The sequence below is a fragment of the Halobacillus sp. Marseille-Q1614 genome (assembly GCF_902809865.1).
Lineage (GTDB): Bacteria > Bacillota > Bacilli > Bacillales > Halobacillaceae > Halobacillus_A.
Map to the genome: position 1 here is coordinate 3,864,065 of NZ_CADDWH010000001.1, position 16,784 is coordinate 3,880,848.

At 37.8% G+C, this 16,784-nt stretch carries 17 protein-coding genes; 14 read left to right on the forward strand and 3 right to left on the reverse strand.

Annotated elements, in window-relative coordinates; all coding sequences use genetic code 11:
• Nucleotides 1–29: 29 nt before the first annotated feature.
• Nucleotides 30–920, reverse strand: a complete 891-nt coding sequence (locus HUS26_RS19345; protein ID WP_173918663.1) for a LysR family transcriptional regulator — start codon at nt 918–920, stop codon at nt 30–32.
• Between the two features lie 133 nt (nt 921–1,053).
• On the opposite strand from HUS26_RS19345, the gene HUS26_RS19350 reads away from it, so the two are divergent.
• The 14 genes from HUS26_RS19350 (at nt 1,054) to HUS26_RS19415 (ending at nt 15,165) form a co-directional block, all read left to right on the forward strand.
• Nucleotides 1,054–1,227: a lysine biosynthesis protein LysW gene (locus HUS26_RS19350; RefSeq protein ID WP_173918664.1), complete on the forward strand. Its 174-nt coding sequence runs from the start codon at nt 1,054–1,056 to the stop codon at nt 1,225–1,227.
• Between the two features lie 24 nt (nt 1,228–1,251).
• Nucleotides 1,252–2,115: a RimK family alpha-L-glutamate ligase gene (locus HUS26_RS19355; RefSeq protein ID WP_256371087.1), complete on the forward strand. Its 864-nt coding sequence runs from the start codon at nt 1,252–1,254 to the stop codon at nt 2,113–2,115.
• The gene (locus tag HUS26_RS19360; protein ID WP_173918666.1) at nt 2,108–2,728 is read left to right on the forward strand and encodes a degT/DnrJ/EryC1/StrS aminotransferase; all 621 of its coding nucleotides are present in this window, start codon (nt 2,108–2,110) and stop codon (nt 2,726–2,728) included. Before HUS26_RS19355 ends, HUS26_RS19360 begins: the two co-directional genes overlap by 8 nt.
• On the forward strand, nt 2,718–4,037 hold the full coding sequence (locus HUS26_RS19365; RefSeq protein WP_173918667.1) for a DegT/DnrJ/EryC1/StrS family aminotransferase: 1,320 nt from the start codon (nt 2,718–2,720) through the stop codon (nt 4,035–4,037). Before HUS26_RS19360 ends, HUS26_RS19365 begins: the two co-directional genes overlap by 11 nt.
• Nucleotides 4,034–5,077: an N-acetyl-gamma-glutamyl-phosphate reductase gene (gene argC / locus HUS26_RS19370; RefSeq protein WP_173918668.1), complete on the forward strand. Its 1,044-nt coding sequence runs from the start codon at nt 4,034–4,036 to the stop codon at nt 5,075–5,077. The genes HUS26_RS19365 and argC overlap by 4 nt, the downstream gene beginning before the upstream one ends.
• Nucleotides 5,068–6,957, forward strand: a complete 1,890-nt coding sequence (locus HUS26_RS19375) for a M20/M25/M40 family metallo-hydrolase (protein ID WP_254434252.1) — start codon at nt 5,068–5,070, stop codon at nt 6,955–6,957. The genes argC and HUS26_RS19375 overlap by 10 nt, the downstream gene beginning before the upstream one ends.
• Nucleotides 6,926–7,741: a 1-deoxy-D-xylulose-5-phosphate synthase N-terminal domain-containing protein gene (locus HUS26_RS19380; RefSeq protein WP_173918669.1), complete on the forward strand. Its 816-nt coding sequence runs from the start codon at nt 6,926–6,928 to the stop codon at nt 7,739–7,741. Before HUS26_RS19375 ends, HUS26_RS19380 begins: the two co-directional genes overlap by 32 nt.
• Nucleotides 7,738–8,661, forward strand: a complete 924-nt coding sequence (locus HUS26_RS19385) for a transketolase (RefSeq protein ID WP_173918670.1) — start codon at nt 7,738–7,740, stop codon at nt 8,659–8,661. The genes HUS26_RS19380 and HUS26_RS19385 overlap by 4 nt, the downstream gene beginning before the upstream one ends.
• A gap of 25 nt (nt 8,662–8,686) precedes the next feature.
• On the forward strand, nt 8,687–9,922 hold the full coding sequence (locus HUS26_RS19390) for an ATP-grasp domain-containing protein (RefSeq protein ID WP_173918671.1): 1,236 nt from the start codon (nt 8,687–8,689) through the stop codon (nt 9,920–9,922).
• A 172-nt stretch (nt 9,923–10,094) separates the two neighbouring features.
• Nucleotides 10,095–11,309: an MFS transporter gene (locus HUS26_RS19395; protein WP_173918672.1), complete on the forward strand. Its 1,215-nt coding sequence runs from the start codon at nt 10,095–10,097 to the stop codon at nt 11,307–11,309.
• Nucleotides 11,310–11,885 (forward strand): flavodoxin family protein, encoded by a 576-nt coding sequence (locus tag HUS26_RS19400; protein ID WP_173918673.1) that lies wholly within the window; start codon nt 11,310–11,312, stop codon nt 11,883–11,885. It begins immediately after the preceding gene.
• 317 nt (nt 11,886–12,202) lie between these two features.
• Complete coding sequence (locus tag HUS26_RS19405) at nt 12,203–13,453, forward strand: MFS transporter (protein WP_173918674.1); 1,251 nt, start codon at nt 12,203–12,205, stop codon at nt 13,451–13,453.
• Nucleotides 13,454–14,098: 645 nt separating this feature from the next.
• On the forward strand, nt 14,099–14,761 hold the full coding sequence (locus HUS26_RS19410; RefSeq protein WP_173918919.1) for an HAD family hydrolase: 663 nt from the start codon (nt 14,099–14,101) through the stop codon (nt 14,759–14,761).
• A gap of 110 nt (nt 14,762–14,871) precedes the next feature.
• A complete protein-coding gene (locus HUS26_RS19415; protein WP_173918675.1) occupies nt 14,872–15,165 on the forward strand; it encodes an antibiotic biosynthesis monooxygenase in 294 nt (97 codons plus the stop codon).
• 117 nt (nt 15,166–15,282) lie between these two features.
• Here HUS26_RS19415 and HUS26_RS19420 read toward each other — a convergent pair whose 3' ends face one another.
• Both HUS26_RS19420 and HUS26_RS19425 read right to left on the reverse strand, forming a co-directional pair.
• On the reverse strand, nt 15,283–15,459 hold the full coding sequence (locus HUS26_RS19420; protein WP_173918676.1) for a hypothetical protein: 177 nt from the start codon (nt 15,457–15,459) through the stop codon (nt 15,283–15,285).
• 312 nt (nt 15,460–15,771) lie between these two features.
• Nucleotides 15,772–16,641 carry a DMT family transporter gene (locus HUS26_RS19425; RefSeq protein ID WP_173918677.1) on the reverse strand — a complete coding sequence of 290 codons (870 nt, stop codon included), beginning with the start codon at nt 16,639–16,641 and terminating at the stop codon, nt 15,772–15,774.
• Nucleotides 16,642–16,784 lie beyond the last annotated feature (143 nt).

Below are 16,784 nucleotides of genomic sequence, written 5' to 3' on the forward strand. Positions count from 1 at the left end.
AGAAGTTGACGTTTGTGCTTCGTGTGTATTTAGAAGACATTTTCACTAACTGATATAAATGTATTTAGCAATGAAGTAAGTTTTTTATCTTTATGCCACGAGATAAAGTGATATATTTCATGGTCTTTCCCTTGTGACCAATCGATGATTTTTAATTCATTTTTCTTAACTTCTTCTTTTACCGCTTCATATGGTAATAGGGCAATACCAAGATCTGATTTCACACAGTTTTTGAGGGTTTCAATATTAGTTATCTCAAAAGTGGAATTGAACTTAATTTTGTGATCCAGGAGCATGCCTTCTAATAAATTTCTGTAAGAACAACCTTTCTCGGTTAATATGAGGGTTTCTTCAATTAAATCTTGTAATTTTGGCTTCTCGAGCTGTGTGGTTTTATTAACGGGAGAGGCCACCAAAACTAAGCTTCCCTTTGACAATTTAGAAACCTTCAAGTTATGTCCTTCATCTACACCTTCCCCAAACATAAAAGCAAAATCCATGTCACCGGACTGCAGCTCTGACTGAATTTCTTGAAATTTATGAACGGGTTTGACAATGACTCCAACATTCGGAAATAAAACTTTTAATTCCTTTAATACGTCAGGGAGCTTGTACGCACATTGACTTTCAGTTGCCCCCACTACAAGGGTACTTGTCATATTTTTATCGTAATTGATTTCTTCAATGGCCGATTGATATTGAGCAGTGATGGTGTCAGCATACACCTGGAATTTATTTCCGTATGTCGTTAAAACTAATTTATTTCCCAGTCTTTCGAACAGGTTCACACCTAATTCGGATTCTAAGCTTTTGATTTGAGAAGTCACACTGGATTGAGCATAGTTTAAAATTTCAGCACTTTTGGTGAAATTTAACGTTTTACTTGCAATCTGAAATGTTGCTAGTTGCTTCATATCCATTCTTTTTCACTCCTATCATGATTCCCGATACAAACCATCGGATTTTTCATCTGGGATATAGAGTCATATTATCATAGAATGATGTTGTTCACATAAAAAGTGAAAAAAATGTAAAAAACAGGAGGAATTTATGATGAGAAATTCTAATTGCTTAGTATGTCAATCAACGATCGAATTGGAGGATGAGACGTTTGTTGGTGAAATCATTGAATGCTCCGATTGTGGTGAAGAACATGAAGTTGTTGAAGAGAATGGATCGCTGACACTTGGCTTAGCACCGGAAATTGAAGAATCTTGGGGAGAGTAACCTATAATACTTATGGAAATTTTAATGTGTGTCACTAAGTTGAGAGAAGAAGAGAAAATGATCATTACCCAGCTAAATCAAAAAGACATTAAGGTGAAAGTCATCTTAGATTCTATGAGTCTTCCTTTGGAGGACATCTTCAAAGGAAAGTATGATATAGCAATTATTCGCTGTTTATCTCAGGTTGAAGGAAAAAAAAGAGCTCACATCTTAGAAAAAGCTGGTTTGATAACAATGAATAATTCTGATGCTATTAATGTATGTACGGATAAAATTCTACAAGCCTTACTGTTTCAAAAGAATAATATTCCACAGCCTAATTATATGATTGCGTTTACCCCTGCAGATTTAACGAGAAGTTCATTCAAACTAGGGAAGGAATTCTTAATCAAGCCCGCGACTTCTTCATGGGGACGAGGAATCAGTTTAATTGAGAACGAAAGATGTTTAGATGCCTGGGTAGCTGCTAGAGAATCTTTAGACGTCAAAAATAAAGAATTCCCAGTTCTCGCTCAAGAATTTATTAACAAAGGAAACTTTGATGTTCGTGTTGTGATTATCGGGGAGTCTCCTGTAGTTGCTTTTAAAAGGGTGTCTGATGATTCTTGGAAGACAAACACGCATTTAGGCGCGTCCGTGGTTCCATTACTAATTGATGCTGAAATTGATGGATTAGTGCACCAAGTGGTAAAAGCTATGGGTTCTGGAATATATGGCTTAGATTTATTGTATGACTTTGCTCAAGAGAAATATGTAGTCTGTGAAATTAATCAAAACCCTGAATTTGCTCAATCATCAAAAGAACATAATGTAAATATTCCTTTTCTACTAGCTAGTTATGTGGAAGATGTCATTAATCAAGAACGAAAGGAGAAGGTCTATGGATAAAAATAAGCAATTTCAAATTTCTTTTGTCTTATCTAGAGTTTTAAATTCCGGAATTATCATGAGTATAGAAAAGAATGAAAAAGAGATAAATGGTCTTGAAAAATTAATGGCTAAAATTACAAAGCTATCTTATGTTTCGGTTTTTAACAGCTATACCGGTGCTCTTCACGGAGCCCTTCATGGTAAGGATCTAGGGTATGGGGACTCAGTTACTTTATCGAACGCTACAGATAAAGAAGAAAAGTTTTTAAACTGGTTAGGTATATCCAATCTAAGGGATACAAAAACAGAAGCATTCGAGAGGATATCAATAGGTTGGGAAAACATAGGCGACTTTGACAAAAGGTTCAACAATCAATCTACTTTAGTTCTAGATTTGACGGATTTAGGATTTGGTCCGTGTGCTGCAGTTGCAACTGACGAGAGAGAAGTATGGGAGAAAGCGGAAAGGTTAAAAATATTTGGAGCTTTTGACCTTCGAACGATGTGGACCCAAGAGGAAAGTCATCCAGATTTACAGCCGGGGATTCAGTTTAATTATAGAGTTAGTCCTTTGGTTGCTGCTTGTGCCAAATTATCTTTAATAAAAAGAGGTGTAGCTGTTGAGAACTGATTTTATTAAAAAGCCCCTTGATTTTCCATCAGAGGATATGATTTATGAAAATCTTGCTTACTTTGGGGGGGGAGCTGTTCTTCCTGAAGATAACCGAAAGACAAATTTCCCCTATATTACAAAGGAAGATATTATGCAAATGCTGGTTTCGATTCAACATGACCCCAATAAGGTCATTGATGAGTTTGCAAATAAATATAGGGACTATGTTGGTGCCAATTATGCCATTCCAACAGCAAGTGGTACATCGAGCTTACACCTCGCTTTAGTGGGAGCCGGTATTCAGCCGGGTGATGAAGTCATCATTCCCAATTTTACATTTATAGCCACGGCTCAGGCAGTCGTAGCTGCTAAAGCGATTCCGGTATTTACGGATATCGATCCGGATACATACTGTATGGATGTTTCTCAGGTGAAACGATTGATTACTCCTAACACAAGAGCAATCATGCCAGTCCATGTCCATGGGCTTCCTGCTGATCTCCCACAATTGCAAAAAATATGTGATCAATTTGAATTGAAACTTGTCGAAGATGCTTCTCATGCTCATTCAGCTTCGATTGATAACAAGGTTTGCGGATCTATAGGAGATGCTGCTGGACAAAGCCTAATGGCTGATAAGAACTTTCCTGTGGGGGGAGAAGGTGGGATTGCTTTCTTTAAGGATGAAGAAGATTATCATCGTGCTTTAGATTTCCTGAACGACTCTGGGATCGATTACAGAATGTCGTGGATTGCTGCAGCTTTTGGCATTAGTCAGCTGGAAAGGCTCCCTTATTACGATGAAGTAAGAGCACGTAATGCTAAATTCTTAAGTGATGCTTTAGAGGATACCGATTTATTCAGCCCCCCTCATGTTCCAGAAGGTTATAGACACAGCTACAACATGTATCGTATAAAGTTAAATCCTTCAAAAAAGGGGTTAGACGACCTCGAAGACTATAAAGTGAAGGAAGCTATCCAAAAAATTATTATGGAGGAGGGCGTCTTTGCAAGAGAATGGCAAAATAGGCCAATCCCTGGACATCTCCCGTTCCAAAACTTAAAAGGGTTTGGAAATCAATTCCCTTTCAGTCTAAGTGATGAGGAACCAGATTATAAAGTTTCCGATTATCCCAAAACCTTAAAAATGTTTCGAAACACGTTAACAATCTGTAGAGAATTACGATCTCCAATAGAGTACGAGAGAATTCAATCATATGCGCTTGCATTCAAGAAAATTGATCAAAACCCGGACATGATTCGTAAAGTTGTTGAAGAACTTGGAGATAGTAGACCACCCTATGAAAGGGATGCAAGGTTAGGATGAGTACAAAAATTAAGGCGGCAATTTTAGGTGGCAGTGGCTTTGTTGGAATGGAAATTTACAGAATATTAAATAAGCAAATGGACGTCTCTATTGAATTTGTTTCTTCAGAATCATTAGCTGGTCAACCTGTTGAGAAATATTATCGTATGTTAAACAGCAAAAATAAACAACTAAAATTTAAACCAATCAGCCAACTTGAAGATGGATTTGATGTCGTGTTTTCGTGCCTTCCAACGGGAGTTTTACCGAAGTATATTGACGAAATCATACCAAAATCCACGGTTGTTTTTAATGTGAGTGGAGATTTTAGACTTCGGGATCAGCATCAGCTTGAAAAATACTACCCCCAATCCCTTAAAACAGAAACTTATTTAGAATCACAATATTTCATCCCTGAATTTCATGAGTTAGATAAAAAGTCTAAAATCATTAATTTACCAGGGTGTATGGCTGTGGCAAGCATTTACTCTCTTTATCCTCTTGTTAAAAATAATTTGATTGAGAACAGGGTAGTGATTGATGCGAAGACAGGATCTAGTGGGGGCGGAAAACGATCTCCGGAACATCCGGCAGAGAGGGCTCATAACCTACACCCGCATAAAGTTCATGGTCATCGGCATCAACCAGAGATTAATCATGCCTTTGAAGGCATGTTTGGGGTTGAACTAGATCTGCAGTTTTCAACTTACAGTTTAGATTTACCTCGCGGGATTATGGTAACTTCCTACTCTCAGTTGAAAGATAACATTTCGGAAGTTGACGTCAAAAAGTTTTTTTATCGTGATTTTAAGGGGATGCCTTTTATTGATTATCTAAGAGACAACAAGGGCGGGAGATTTAACCCGATGATTAAATCTACAGCAGGAACTAACAGAGTGGAAGTCGCAGCTTATGTAGACGGGAAAAACTGTGTTTCCATTTGTACATTAGACAACATGATTAAAGGGGCCGCTGGACAAGCTATCCAAGCGTTTAATCAATATTTCGGTTATCCCGAATTCCAGTCTCTGAACTTTCATAACGAAGGGATGTGGCCATAATTAGTCAATTGTATGTGATTAAGGTAGGCAGCAGCACCGTTCTTTCTTCGAATCACACGATTTACGAAGAGGTTAGGAGGATTGCGGATAAAGGAAACCAAATCATTCTGGTCGTAGGAGGAGCTAAAGGAATAGAGAAGTATTATGAGCAAATCCAGAGGGAAGTAACGTTTCTGGAGCTGAGCAATGGAGGCCAGGCGAGGTATTGTAACCAAGAAGAAATGGACCATATCTACAAAGCTTATGATCAAGTAATGATTCCAACCGTAAGAAATAAACTCCAAGAACAAGGGTTAAAAACTTATGTGCAATGTGCGGGTGACCATGAGGTAGTAACGGGAAAGCAGGGGCCGCCTCTTAAGGCTCAGGAGAATGGCAAAAAGAGAGTTGTACGGGATTCGTTGTATGGTTCTTACTATTCGTGTGAGACGCAATTAATCAAATCTTTATTAGATGACTTTGATGTCGTGTGCTTAACGCCGCCCCTTCAGAATGTAGACAATCCTCATCAATATCTCAATATTGATGCTGATATGCTTGCAGCCCATTTATCTGTTCATATGAAAGCCCACCATTTGAGGTTTGTTACAGGGACCAATGGATTATTAAAGGATATTGATGAACCATCATCGACAATTAACGATATTTACTTAAATGATTCCTTAGACTTTGTCAAAGGTAGAATGAAGCAAAAAGTACGGGCCGCTCAATTAGCTATAAAAAAAGGAATCAGTGATGTTTGTATAATGGGGCCTTCTATGGAACATCAACACTCCACTTGGTTTTGGGACATCGAAAATTATAAAGGTAACCACGATTTAATAAATAAGATCGTTCGTATTCCTTCTGTTTCGCGTAATGAAGAAGAACTTACTCAGTACCTTTTCAATAATGTCCAATTACCAGGGGTTAAAAACACCGTGGATAAAGCAGGGAACATTGTATTTGAAAAAGGAGAAGGAGAAAACACTCTCTTGTTATTAGGACATGTAGATACAGTTCCTTACTTGTGGAAGGTGAAAAGTGACAAGAAGATGATCACAGGAAGAGGATCTGTGGATGCAAAAGGTTGTTTTGCAAATTTCATCCAGATGCTAAGAGATGTAAAGGTTCCGGAAAATGGTAAGTTAAAGGTTATTGGGGCCGTGGAAGAAGAGGTATCTTCCTCAGCCGGAGCCTACTATGTGCGGGATCATCATCCAGCCGATGCCGTCATCATTGGAGAGCCGAGTGGAGAGCATAATCTTACTTTAGGTTATCATGGATTACTCAAATTAGGGATTACTATCCAAAAGAGCCAAAAGCATAGTGCCTCAAGAGAGAATGTAAGCGTTGCTGATCATTTTTATTCAATAAAAAATGAGTTAGAAATGAGGGTAAGGAAAGTGGATCCGGATCATGTGGCTACCACTACAAAGATAAATCAACACAAAAAAGAAGACATGGATGTTTTAGAGGCGATTTTAAATTTTAGAATCTCTCCAGGTGTTGATATAGATTATCTAAGTGAACTCAATTTAACTATTTCAAAAGAAGTTTCTATTAAAGTCCTAAGAGCAACTCCGGGATTTATTAATAAAAGGAATTGTCCATTAGTAAAGGCGTTTGCAAAAAGCTTTGCTTCTCAAAAGGTAAAGTTTAAGTACTTAAAGAAAACCGGAACAAGCGATATGAATACACTTGCAACCACATGGACAAATATTCCAATTGTAGCCTATGGACCGGGAGACTCGAACCTTGACCACACGAATGAAGAATTTCAATTATATAAAGAGATTGATCAATCACGGACTATATTAAAAGGTACCATTGACCATTGGTTTTCTAAAATACCGGAGGTGGATAAGAATGCTCATCGACCAAAAGTTACCCAGCATTGACCCTCTGAATGTAAAAAGGCTGGAGGAATTATCGAAGAAAGCCAGAGAGACCATTGTAGACATTGCAGCTACTGAAACGGGATGCCATATAGGGGGAAGTCTTTCTGTAATCGATGTATTAATTACTTTGTTTGATGAATTTTACTTTGATCATCGTAATCAAATTGTATTAAGCAAAGGGCATGCTGCTGCAGCCTTGTATTCCGTACTTTATGTGCAAGGCATCTTGGAAGAGAACCCGGCAGAGAGTTACGGAAAAAGGGATTCTTTATTGACAGGACATCCCAACCACAAAATTAAGGGCATTCCATATTCAACGGGAAGTCTCGGCCACGGCATTCCTTATGCAGCAGGTTGGGCATTGTCTCAGAAGTTGAAAGGATCTGAAGGAATCGGAGTAGCCGTGTGTGGAGATGGTGAACTTCAAGAAGGGCTTTGTTGGGAGACGTTTCAAGTGATTCAGGCAAAACAGATTAATAATTTCATATGTGTGGTTGATATGAATGGAGCTCAAAATGATGGGTTTGTCCATAATATCTCACCTTTAGAAGATGTAAGAGGAAGATTTGAATCGTTTGGCTTTCATACGTTAGAGATTAATGGTCATGATTTTCGAGAAATAGGTAAAGCCTTACAGGTGGTTGAGAGTTCTGCTAAGCCATTAGCTGTTTTAGCTCAAACAGTCAAAGGAAAGGGTGTGCCAGATATTGAAGGAAACCCTAAGGCTCACTATGCAAAAATCCCACAACGTCTAAAAAACAAATGGAAAAGGAGTATTGTATGACTTTATCTGGCCGGGACACTTATCGTGAGGAATTAACGAACATTGCAGAATATAATGATCACATTTTATGTCTAGAAGCCGATTTAGGGGGATCAACACACAAGTTTGAATCCCAATTCCCCGATCGTTTTTTTAACATGGGTATTGCCGAAATGACAAGTATTGATATGGCTGCTGGGTTAGCAGAAGCGGGTTATATTCCTTTTTTCTCCACTTTTGCACCATTCGCTTCTCTACGATCAGCAGAAAGTATTAAATTGGCGATGGGATACATGGAGAAGAATATTAAAGTTATAGCACCTTATGGAGGGGTATCCGGAGGGTGGTTTGGAACCACACACCATTCTTTAGAAGATATTGCAGTTTTAAGAGCCTTTCCCAATATTAAGATTGCCTGCCCTTATGGAGAAGAAGATACAAGAAGAGTGATTAGGGAGGCTGCCTCTTCGCCTCACCCTTACTATGTTCGATTGTCGAGGAATGAAGCTTTTGTAAGTTTAGAAAGAGAAGGGGAATCTGCTTCTTCTCCTTTAGTGAATCAAAAGGGAACGGGTGAGCTTTGCTTAGTTTCTGTAGGAGAGCAGGGAACAGAACTATGTAAAAAAATGCAAGAAGTTTATCCTGAGGTTTCCCATGTTCACCTTTGTTATGTCGATCAGTTAAGCTTAAGGGCTGCAGTTGATCAGTTAACAGGACTGGGAGAATCTTTTCTTGTCGTTGAAGAACATCGGTTAGCTGGCGGAACAGCATCTTTGCTATCTGTTCTTCTACCTGACAAACAAGTATATTCTTTTGACTGCGGCGAAGAATGGCCCGTATATGGAGGAACTCATCAAGAGACACTTGCTCATCTAAAGTTTGAGCCTAAAACATTAGAAAAAAGAATTACTGACCTTTTGAATGACCCGATTACTATTTAAAAATAGAGAAGGAGCTGAGGACACATTGGATGCTCAAAAGATTGTAGCTTTTGTAGAGCCGAGTTTTTATGGGGTGGATTTTGTGGAGAGGACCTACCGGAAAGGGTGCAAAGTCATTGCCATAGGATCATCTTCAGACAATCCTAAAAAATATGGCTATGAAAACTATTATGATGATTTTTTAATCGCTGATATTAGGGATCCGAAATCTATTTTTCATGCGATCAAGAATTCCGTTTATGATGGAAAATTAGACGCTTTGATTCCTGCCACAGACTATGCTTCACACTATACAGCTGAGGTAGCCGAATGGCTGTCCTTGCCAACGATTCCATCGTTTGCTGCTTATAACGCAAGAAATAAAGATTTGGCGCGTCATGCTTACAAAAAGAACAAAGTACCAAGTGCTCAATTTGCTAAAGTATCAAACGATGAGGAAGCATGCGAAGCTGCCACTTGGATTGGATATCCGGTCGTTTTAAAACCAACGAATTGCGCGAGCAGCCAAGGAGTCTTTTTTATCAATAATAAAGAAGAATTGCTTCATGCGTTTCAAAAATTAAAAGAGTTCAAAAAAACCTATATGGGGTTTGATGTAAGTACGGATTATTTAATTGAAGAATACTTGGAGGGACCAGAGTTTAGTGTCGAGCTTTTTCTAAAGGATCAAGAGGTTATTTTTTCATCTGTTACGGAGAAGGAGACCTCAGATTTACCTTTTTTTGTTGAGATCTCTCATACCGTTCCTACCTCTATTCAAATAGACAGAGTAGAAGAGATCGTGGATGTAAGTGCCCAGGCCATGAAAGCTATAGGCATTGATAACGGTCCCAGCCACGTTGAAATAAAATTAACGAGCACAGGGCCAAAGATTATTGAAGTCAATGGCCGGCCTGGCGGAGATCAAATTGCTTCCCAATTACTTTTTAATACGTATGGACTGGATATTTTTGAAGAGACCGTTAATTTCTATTTACAACTACCCATAAATAAACACTTTCCAGTTAAAAAAGCAACTTCTATTGCTTATTTAACGTCACGAAACAATGGGAAAATCTCAACGATCCATGGAATCGAACATATTAAGAATGATCCTTCTGTCATTAAATATGAAGTAAATGTTCAACCCGGGGATATAGTTAGAATTCCCGAGAGTTCAGATGATCGTCTGGGCTATGTAATTACAACAGGTGAGAATGCGAATGAAGCCAAAAAGAAAGCCATTCATTTGATTAACTCCATTCAATTAGAATACGCATAGCTTTCTATTTCAATGGAAAACCCCATAAATTCTATGGGGTTTTTATTTGAAGAAAGTTCTTCATTGGTTCCAACGTTTTTTTCGATGGCAACCATTCGAATTATCCGTTTTACGGCCCGTGATCCCTGCGATAGTATTTTTATAAAGCTAAATTTAATGACGAGGTGATGAGATGTCGGTTTTAACCAGGAAAGGTTTCTTGTTCTTTTTTCTTGCGGATATCCTATCTGGATTTGGGGTAGGGATGAGTACGATTGGGGCGAATTGGTACTTATTAGATGAAACTGGATCGACAGGAGCAGTAGGCATTATGTTAGCTCTTAACGTAATTGCCGGTTTTCTTGTTTCCCCATTGACTGGAATTCTTACAGATAAATTTAATCGAAAAGGAGTAATTCAATTAACGTTTATCCTGCGGGCTGTGGCCATCGGAATACTGACGGCTGCGTTTATGTTTAATGGATTTACCATCGGATATATTTATTTATTTGCCATCATTAATGGTATTGGTTGGAGCATTTATATGTCGGCATCCCGCAGTCTCATTCAAGAGTTACTGCCTGAAGAGGAATTATCCAAAGGAAATTCTTTAATTGAGATTAGTTTGCAAGTGGGAATGTTTATGGCCGGGGCAGCTTCCGGCTTTATTTATAAGTTTGACGGCTTTGAAACCATCCTGCTGATAAATTCCTTAATGTTTGTAATGAGTAGTCTGTTTATGATCTTCGTTAAGTACCAGTCCATTTTGTTAGAGGATAAGGAAGAGGGTTATATTCGCTCCTTTAAAAAAGGGATTCATTATTTACGGTCCCATCAGTTGACGTTCCTCCTGGGGTTTGTTGCCATTGTTCCTTTAGTAGGAACCATGATTTTTAATGTTGTCTTGCCAGAGTATGTCAGCGGGACTTTAGATGCAGATTCGGTCGTATTTGGATTCTCAGATATGGCTTATGGAATTGGTGGTTTGATTTCTGGATTTATAGCCGCTCCTTTTGCGAAAAAAATAACGGAACACAAAGCGGTCAGTGTTATCTTCTTGCTATCCGTTCTCACTTTAGTGGGATTGTCCTTTAATTCACTAGTGATCATGATCTATCTAGGAAGTTTCTTAATTGGTTTTTCCAACTCATCTCTAAGAATTATTATGAACACAATGCTTATGGAGGTGGTTCCCAAACCATTAATGGGCAGAGCGATGTCTGTATGGATGGGGATAGCATTATTTCTTCAAGCTGTATTTGCAAGTGGGCTCGGCCTGCTTATTGATATTTTTTCTCCAAGCGTAGGATTTATTTGTATGGGAGGATTAATGTTCTCAGGGTTAATCATGCATTATTACGTTTCCAAACGTAAAAGCCAAACGAATTATCGATATGAGGTGGTTTAAATGAAAGTTGGAGTCATTTATGGAAGTACAAGAGAGCAGGGAAATACAGAATGTTTAACAGAAGAGGTTGTTAAAAACTTACCAGACGTCACAAGAATTGATCTCAAGAGGTATCAATTTAAAGATATTATTGATCAAAGACATGAAAAGAACGGATTTTCTCCAGTAAAAGATGAGTATGATCAAATTATTGACCAAATCATTGACTGTGAGGTTTTAATTTTTGCTACACCCATTTATTGGTATGGAATGACCAGTGTGACGAAACGTTTTATCGATCGTTGGTCGCAAACAGTCAGGGATGAAAAATACCCAAATTTCAAAGAGCAAATGAGTCAGAAACAAGCCTATATTATTGCGGTCGGAGGAGATAACCCTCGTGTGAAAGGGCTGCCTCTTGTACAGCAATTTACGTATATTTGCCAATTTATTGGTTTGAACTATAAGGGATACGTATTAGGAGAGGGAGCAAAACCTAAAGATATTTTGAAAGACGAGAAAGCTATAGAAGATGCTCACAAACTAGGAGAATTGTTAAAGCGGAGGGCTCAGATAACGGCTTTGAACCAACTATAGTAAGAGACACATTGAAGACACAAACGTATTCGTTTGTGTCTTTTGGATTTAAACTAAGGGTATTGCTTTTCTCCTCATGATTTTAAATAGCTGTTATTGCGTAAGAATTGAATTCGAGATAATAAAGAATTATGCCCCTATAAATCAAAATATTGAAACTAAAGTAAGTTTTATTCGTTTTTAAAAGTAGAAGTTAATATGGAATAAGTTAATACTAAAGCCTTAAATGAAGGAGGATATGTCCGCTGTGTGGTTCCAGCTGGGTATTTTCGGATATCAGAAAATCGTCCACCTTGGAGGCCCATAAGAGGTAGTGTATGATAATAAATAAAAAATGGAAATACCCCATATTATTATTGTCTTCAATTGGAATTTCAAGTATCGGTGACTTTATTTATTTAGTTGCCATTAATATTATTGTTTTTCAGCTTTCAGGTTCAGCAACGGCTGTAGCTGGTCTTTGGATCATAGGACCTTTAACGAATATTGTAACTAAATTCTGGACTGGGAGTTTTATTGAGTATCGTAGTAAAAGAAAAGTAATGATAGGGACCTACATAATCAGAGCTGTTTTCATTTTCCTGATTCCATTTGCCTCAAATATGGCAGTTATTTATGGAATATTGGTTATCTTAAGTGTGGCAAAAGCATTCTTTAATCCATCCTCAATGACGTACGTTGCTATCCTTGTTCCAAAAGAAAGAAGAAAACGTTTCAATTCGATTCGCTCATTTGCGAGTTCAGGAGCTTTTATCGTCGGACCTGCAATTGGTGGTTCACTTATATTATTAACATCTGTTGAAATGACATTATGGATGAATGCTCTATTCTTCTTATTTTCAGCAATTTTATTATGTTTTCTTCCTGAAAAAGAAAACATTGATAAAGACACAATTCCAACATTAACTATTGCTCAAGTGATTCGTGACTTTACAGTCGTTCAGAAATTTATGGTCAACAATAAATACATATCTTTTGTATATCTTGGCTTTATTATGATTATGATATTTTCCTATGCCATGGATGCTCAAGAGGTCGTTTTTACCCAGCAAGTGGTGGGACTTTCGGAATTTGATTATAGTTTGTTGATTAGTATAACGGGAATCGGTTCTGTGGTAGGAGCCTTTTTATTATCGGTATTTTCCAATAAAATCTCACTTAGATATATGATGACGATTGGGTTAATCATGATGACGATTGGCTATGTTATCTATGCATTTGCGTGGTCGTTCATCTCCATCGTTGTTGGATTTGTAGTGTTAGGGTTCTTTAACGTCTTCTTAAATGCAGGAATTATGACATTCTATCAAAACAATGTTTCTGTTGATATTATGGGAAGAGTGACAAGCATTTACGATTTAATCCAAAGTGTTATCCAAATTATTTTTATTTTAGTTATTGGTATTGCAGCAGATCTTGTATCCTTGCGACTTACCATTGTCACTTTAGCACTGGTCATGTTGCTATCTTCTATTATTTTTTCAATTTCAGTATTAAAGCCAAATAAAAAGAAGTTTTACAAAGAAGATGATAATGATAATGGAGATTTAAATATAGAAGTAAAATAAAATATGTAAATGCTTGTAACGAGTAGATAATTTAAGCTCTACTTCTAGATATCTCAAAATCAATACTTCCTGTATAGGGGCAATTGCTCAATAGAGCATTCGCCCTTTATTACATAATTATAGGGACAAACCGGGAATTTTAGCTTCTTAACTGAAGAGGCAGTTTAGTGGAATGTTTAAACCCAATTTAACTGTTTTTCCAATACATATAATAAGAAAAATATCGAGATCATTCACATCGAGTAAGGTTGTTTGAGGAAAAAATCAAGCCATTCTTTGATGAACCATTATTTACACGTAAAATTGAGAGTAGAGGTCAATTGCGCAAAAATTGCTCCCTTTTTAGAGAAGGAGTTGGCTTAGAATATACATGATAAGTAAAATTCCAATTCCTAATCCTCTTACTCCATAAAGTTCCCGTTCTGATAATTCGTTCCCTTTTATACTCCTCCAACTGGGGTAAAAGAAACTGATTACTGGAGCAGCTATTAAACCGATAGTCATTAAGAGTGCAGCTAGTACTTCCAATATAGTCCCTCCCTGGTTTTACAATATTTAGTAACCGTTTAATTGCTATATAAAACACGCAGGAGCAAGTTATGTTTATTTAACACGGTAGTTCAGTACCATATAGGGGGTGTTCCCATTATGAAAGCCATTATTTTTGATTTAGATGGAACTTTATTAAATCGAGATGAGTCAGTAAAAAAATTTATAGATAAACAATATGAGCGATTGAATAAGTGGCTGCATCCTATCCCGAAAGAGGAATACATAAAAAGATTTATTGAACTAGATAACCGTGGATATGTGTGGAAGGACAAGGTATATAAACAACTTATAAATGAATTTTCTATACAGGGGGTTACGTGGGATGAATTACTACAGGACTACCTAAGTTATTTCAAAGAAAACTGTGTTCCGTTCCCTAATCTTTTGGAAACTCTTGATAGATTAAAGCAAAATAACTTACTTATTGGGATAATAACTAATGGAAAGGGTCAGTTTCAAATGGATAACATAAAGGCTCTGGAAATAGATAAATACATGGATATTATTCTTATATCGGATTGGGAAGGGATTAAAAAGCCGGATCCAAACATTTTTAGAAGAGCATCGGAAAGGCTCCAGGTGTCTCCGGAAGATTGTGTGTTTATAGGAGATCATCCAGAGAAAGATGTGCAAGCAGCACAAGCCGTTGGAATGAAAGGTATTTGGAAAAGGGACCACCAATGGAATAGAGTAAAAGCAGATGTTGTGATTGATGAATTAGATGAAATTCCTAAAATAATTCAGAAGTTTTTATAGGGTAGTCATTGCCTGATGTCCTTATATCCTGAATCGAAAGCTTTAGGAAATAAGGACAATTACTGCAAGGTCAGTAACTTTACATATCATAGGGGAAAGGGAGAGTTCAGATGATTTTAGAAGCGGCTATGCTGCAAGTTAAGCCAGGATTGGAAGAGGAATATGAAAAAGCATTTCGTGAAGCATCAAAAATCATAAGTTCAATGAAAGGGTACAAATCACACGAATTGCAGCAATGTATGGAAGTTAAGGGGAAATATTTATTATTGGTGAAGTGGGAAACCCTGGAAGATCATACCGTGGGATTTAGACAATCGAAAGAGTATCAAGAATGGAAAAGACAACTTCATCATTTCTATGAGCCCTTTCCAACAGTGGAACATTTTGAAAGAATTTCTCTTTAATTTGGAGGAATTGAACAATAATTCTTTGGAAAAAAGGGATCAATTAGCCTTTTAATGAACAAAATTTAAGATTGGCGTATATTCCACCTCTGTTAATAGGAGGGCAGCCCCTGTTTTTTAATGCTCTTCCTTCTTTTTCATAAAGAACACTTGCCAGTATCCCGTTAAGGTTACAGAAATAAGGATCGGTATCTTAGCTTCAGGATCAAAAGTAATGTATAGATCCAAAATTGAATATATGACATAAGCCATAACAGGAACATAAATAATCTTAAAAATCACTTTCCACTTCATAAGTCTCCCTCCTAATAGGTGTGTTACCTTAATAAACAGGCTGGCTTCTTGGGCTGCGTACAACAGCAAGGTGACTATGGAGGGCGGAGGCGGGTTGAACTAGTTTTTTATATGACTAATGGTAGTGGAAAAAACATCTACTTCAGTATGTTCGTCTCGATACTCTTATTTTGCCGGAAAAACATAAATTGGGGAGCCGGCAGCAGGCTCTCCCAAACTTTCTTATACTACAAGAAAGAACCTGGACAGTTTGACCAGGTTCTTTAATATTGCATAGAAACTGACGCGGTTTAAGGAACGGGACACCCTTTTTTAGTCGGACTGCTTTACACTAAGGACGGTAATCGTAACCAGTATGAGCACCATTCCCAAAACTTGTATGAGGGTCAATTGATCTCCGAGAAGCAGAACGCCAAATAATGAAGCGGTTACCGGCTCGACCATAGCGACCATCGAAGCCGTTGATGCGGCAGTCTTTCGAATGCCAATCACATACAATATAAATGAAATACCAGCACCCACAAGCCCTAATAGAAGAAACCATCCGATATCGCTTGAGGTTACCACAGCTGCTGATTCACCCTTGTCCGTAAATAGAAAAAGGATGAGACAAAATGAAAAAAAGGCGATGGTTAAACTAGTCTGCGGCTTTCCGATAGAAGAGGCATTTTTAAACCCGAATATAAACAATGCATAGGAAAGCCCAGCAGCAAGCCCCGCTGCCGCTCCCAGCAAACTCACTGAAAGTGAATCGGTGTTGTAGGCACCTGTAAGCAGGATAATCCCCATAAGTACACCGGAAATGCACCCCCATTTAAACCAAGTCGAACGTTCGATTCGTAATAAAAAGGAGATTAACAGCACGAACACAGGTGCGGTGTACATTAAAGTAGCGGCAACCGCAACGCTTGAGGCCTGGATACCTAGAAAATAAAAAGTGAAATTGCCAGCAACCCCAACACCCGCAAGTAGAGACCATATGTATAAACGTTTAGATACGATCCAAATTTGTCTAAAGCGAAAGAGAAACCACGTGAAGAAACATATAAACCCAACAGCCCCCCGGTAAAATGAAATCACAATAGGATCCCATCCCCTGGTCATTAAAATATCGGCAATTCCCCCGCTAATGCCCCAGCATATAGCGGCTAGCATAACTAAGCCTACACCTGCAAATCTCATCGTGTGCCTCCTAAAGATAAGTAATGGTACGAATTTTTGATCACGCTTTTAGAAACCTAACGTGAACTTAATCACGTAAATTAAAGGGCAAAACCAACCTTTTTATGTTCCTAATCAAACATATGTTTTTAAAAATAGGTGTT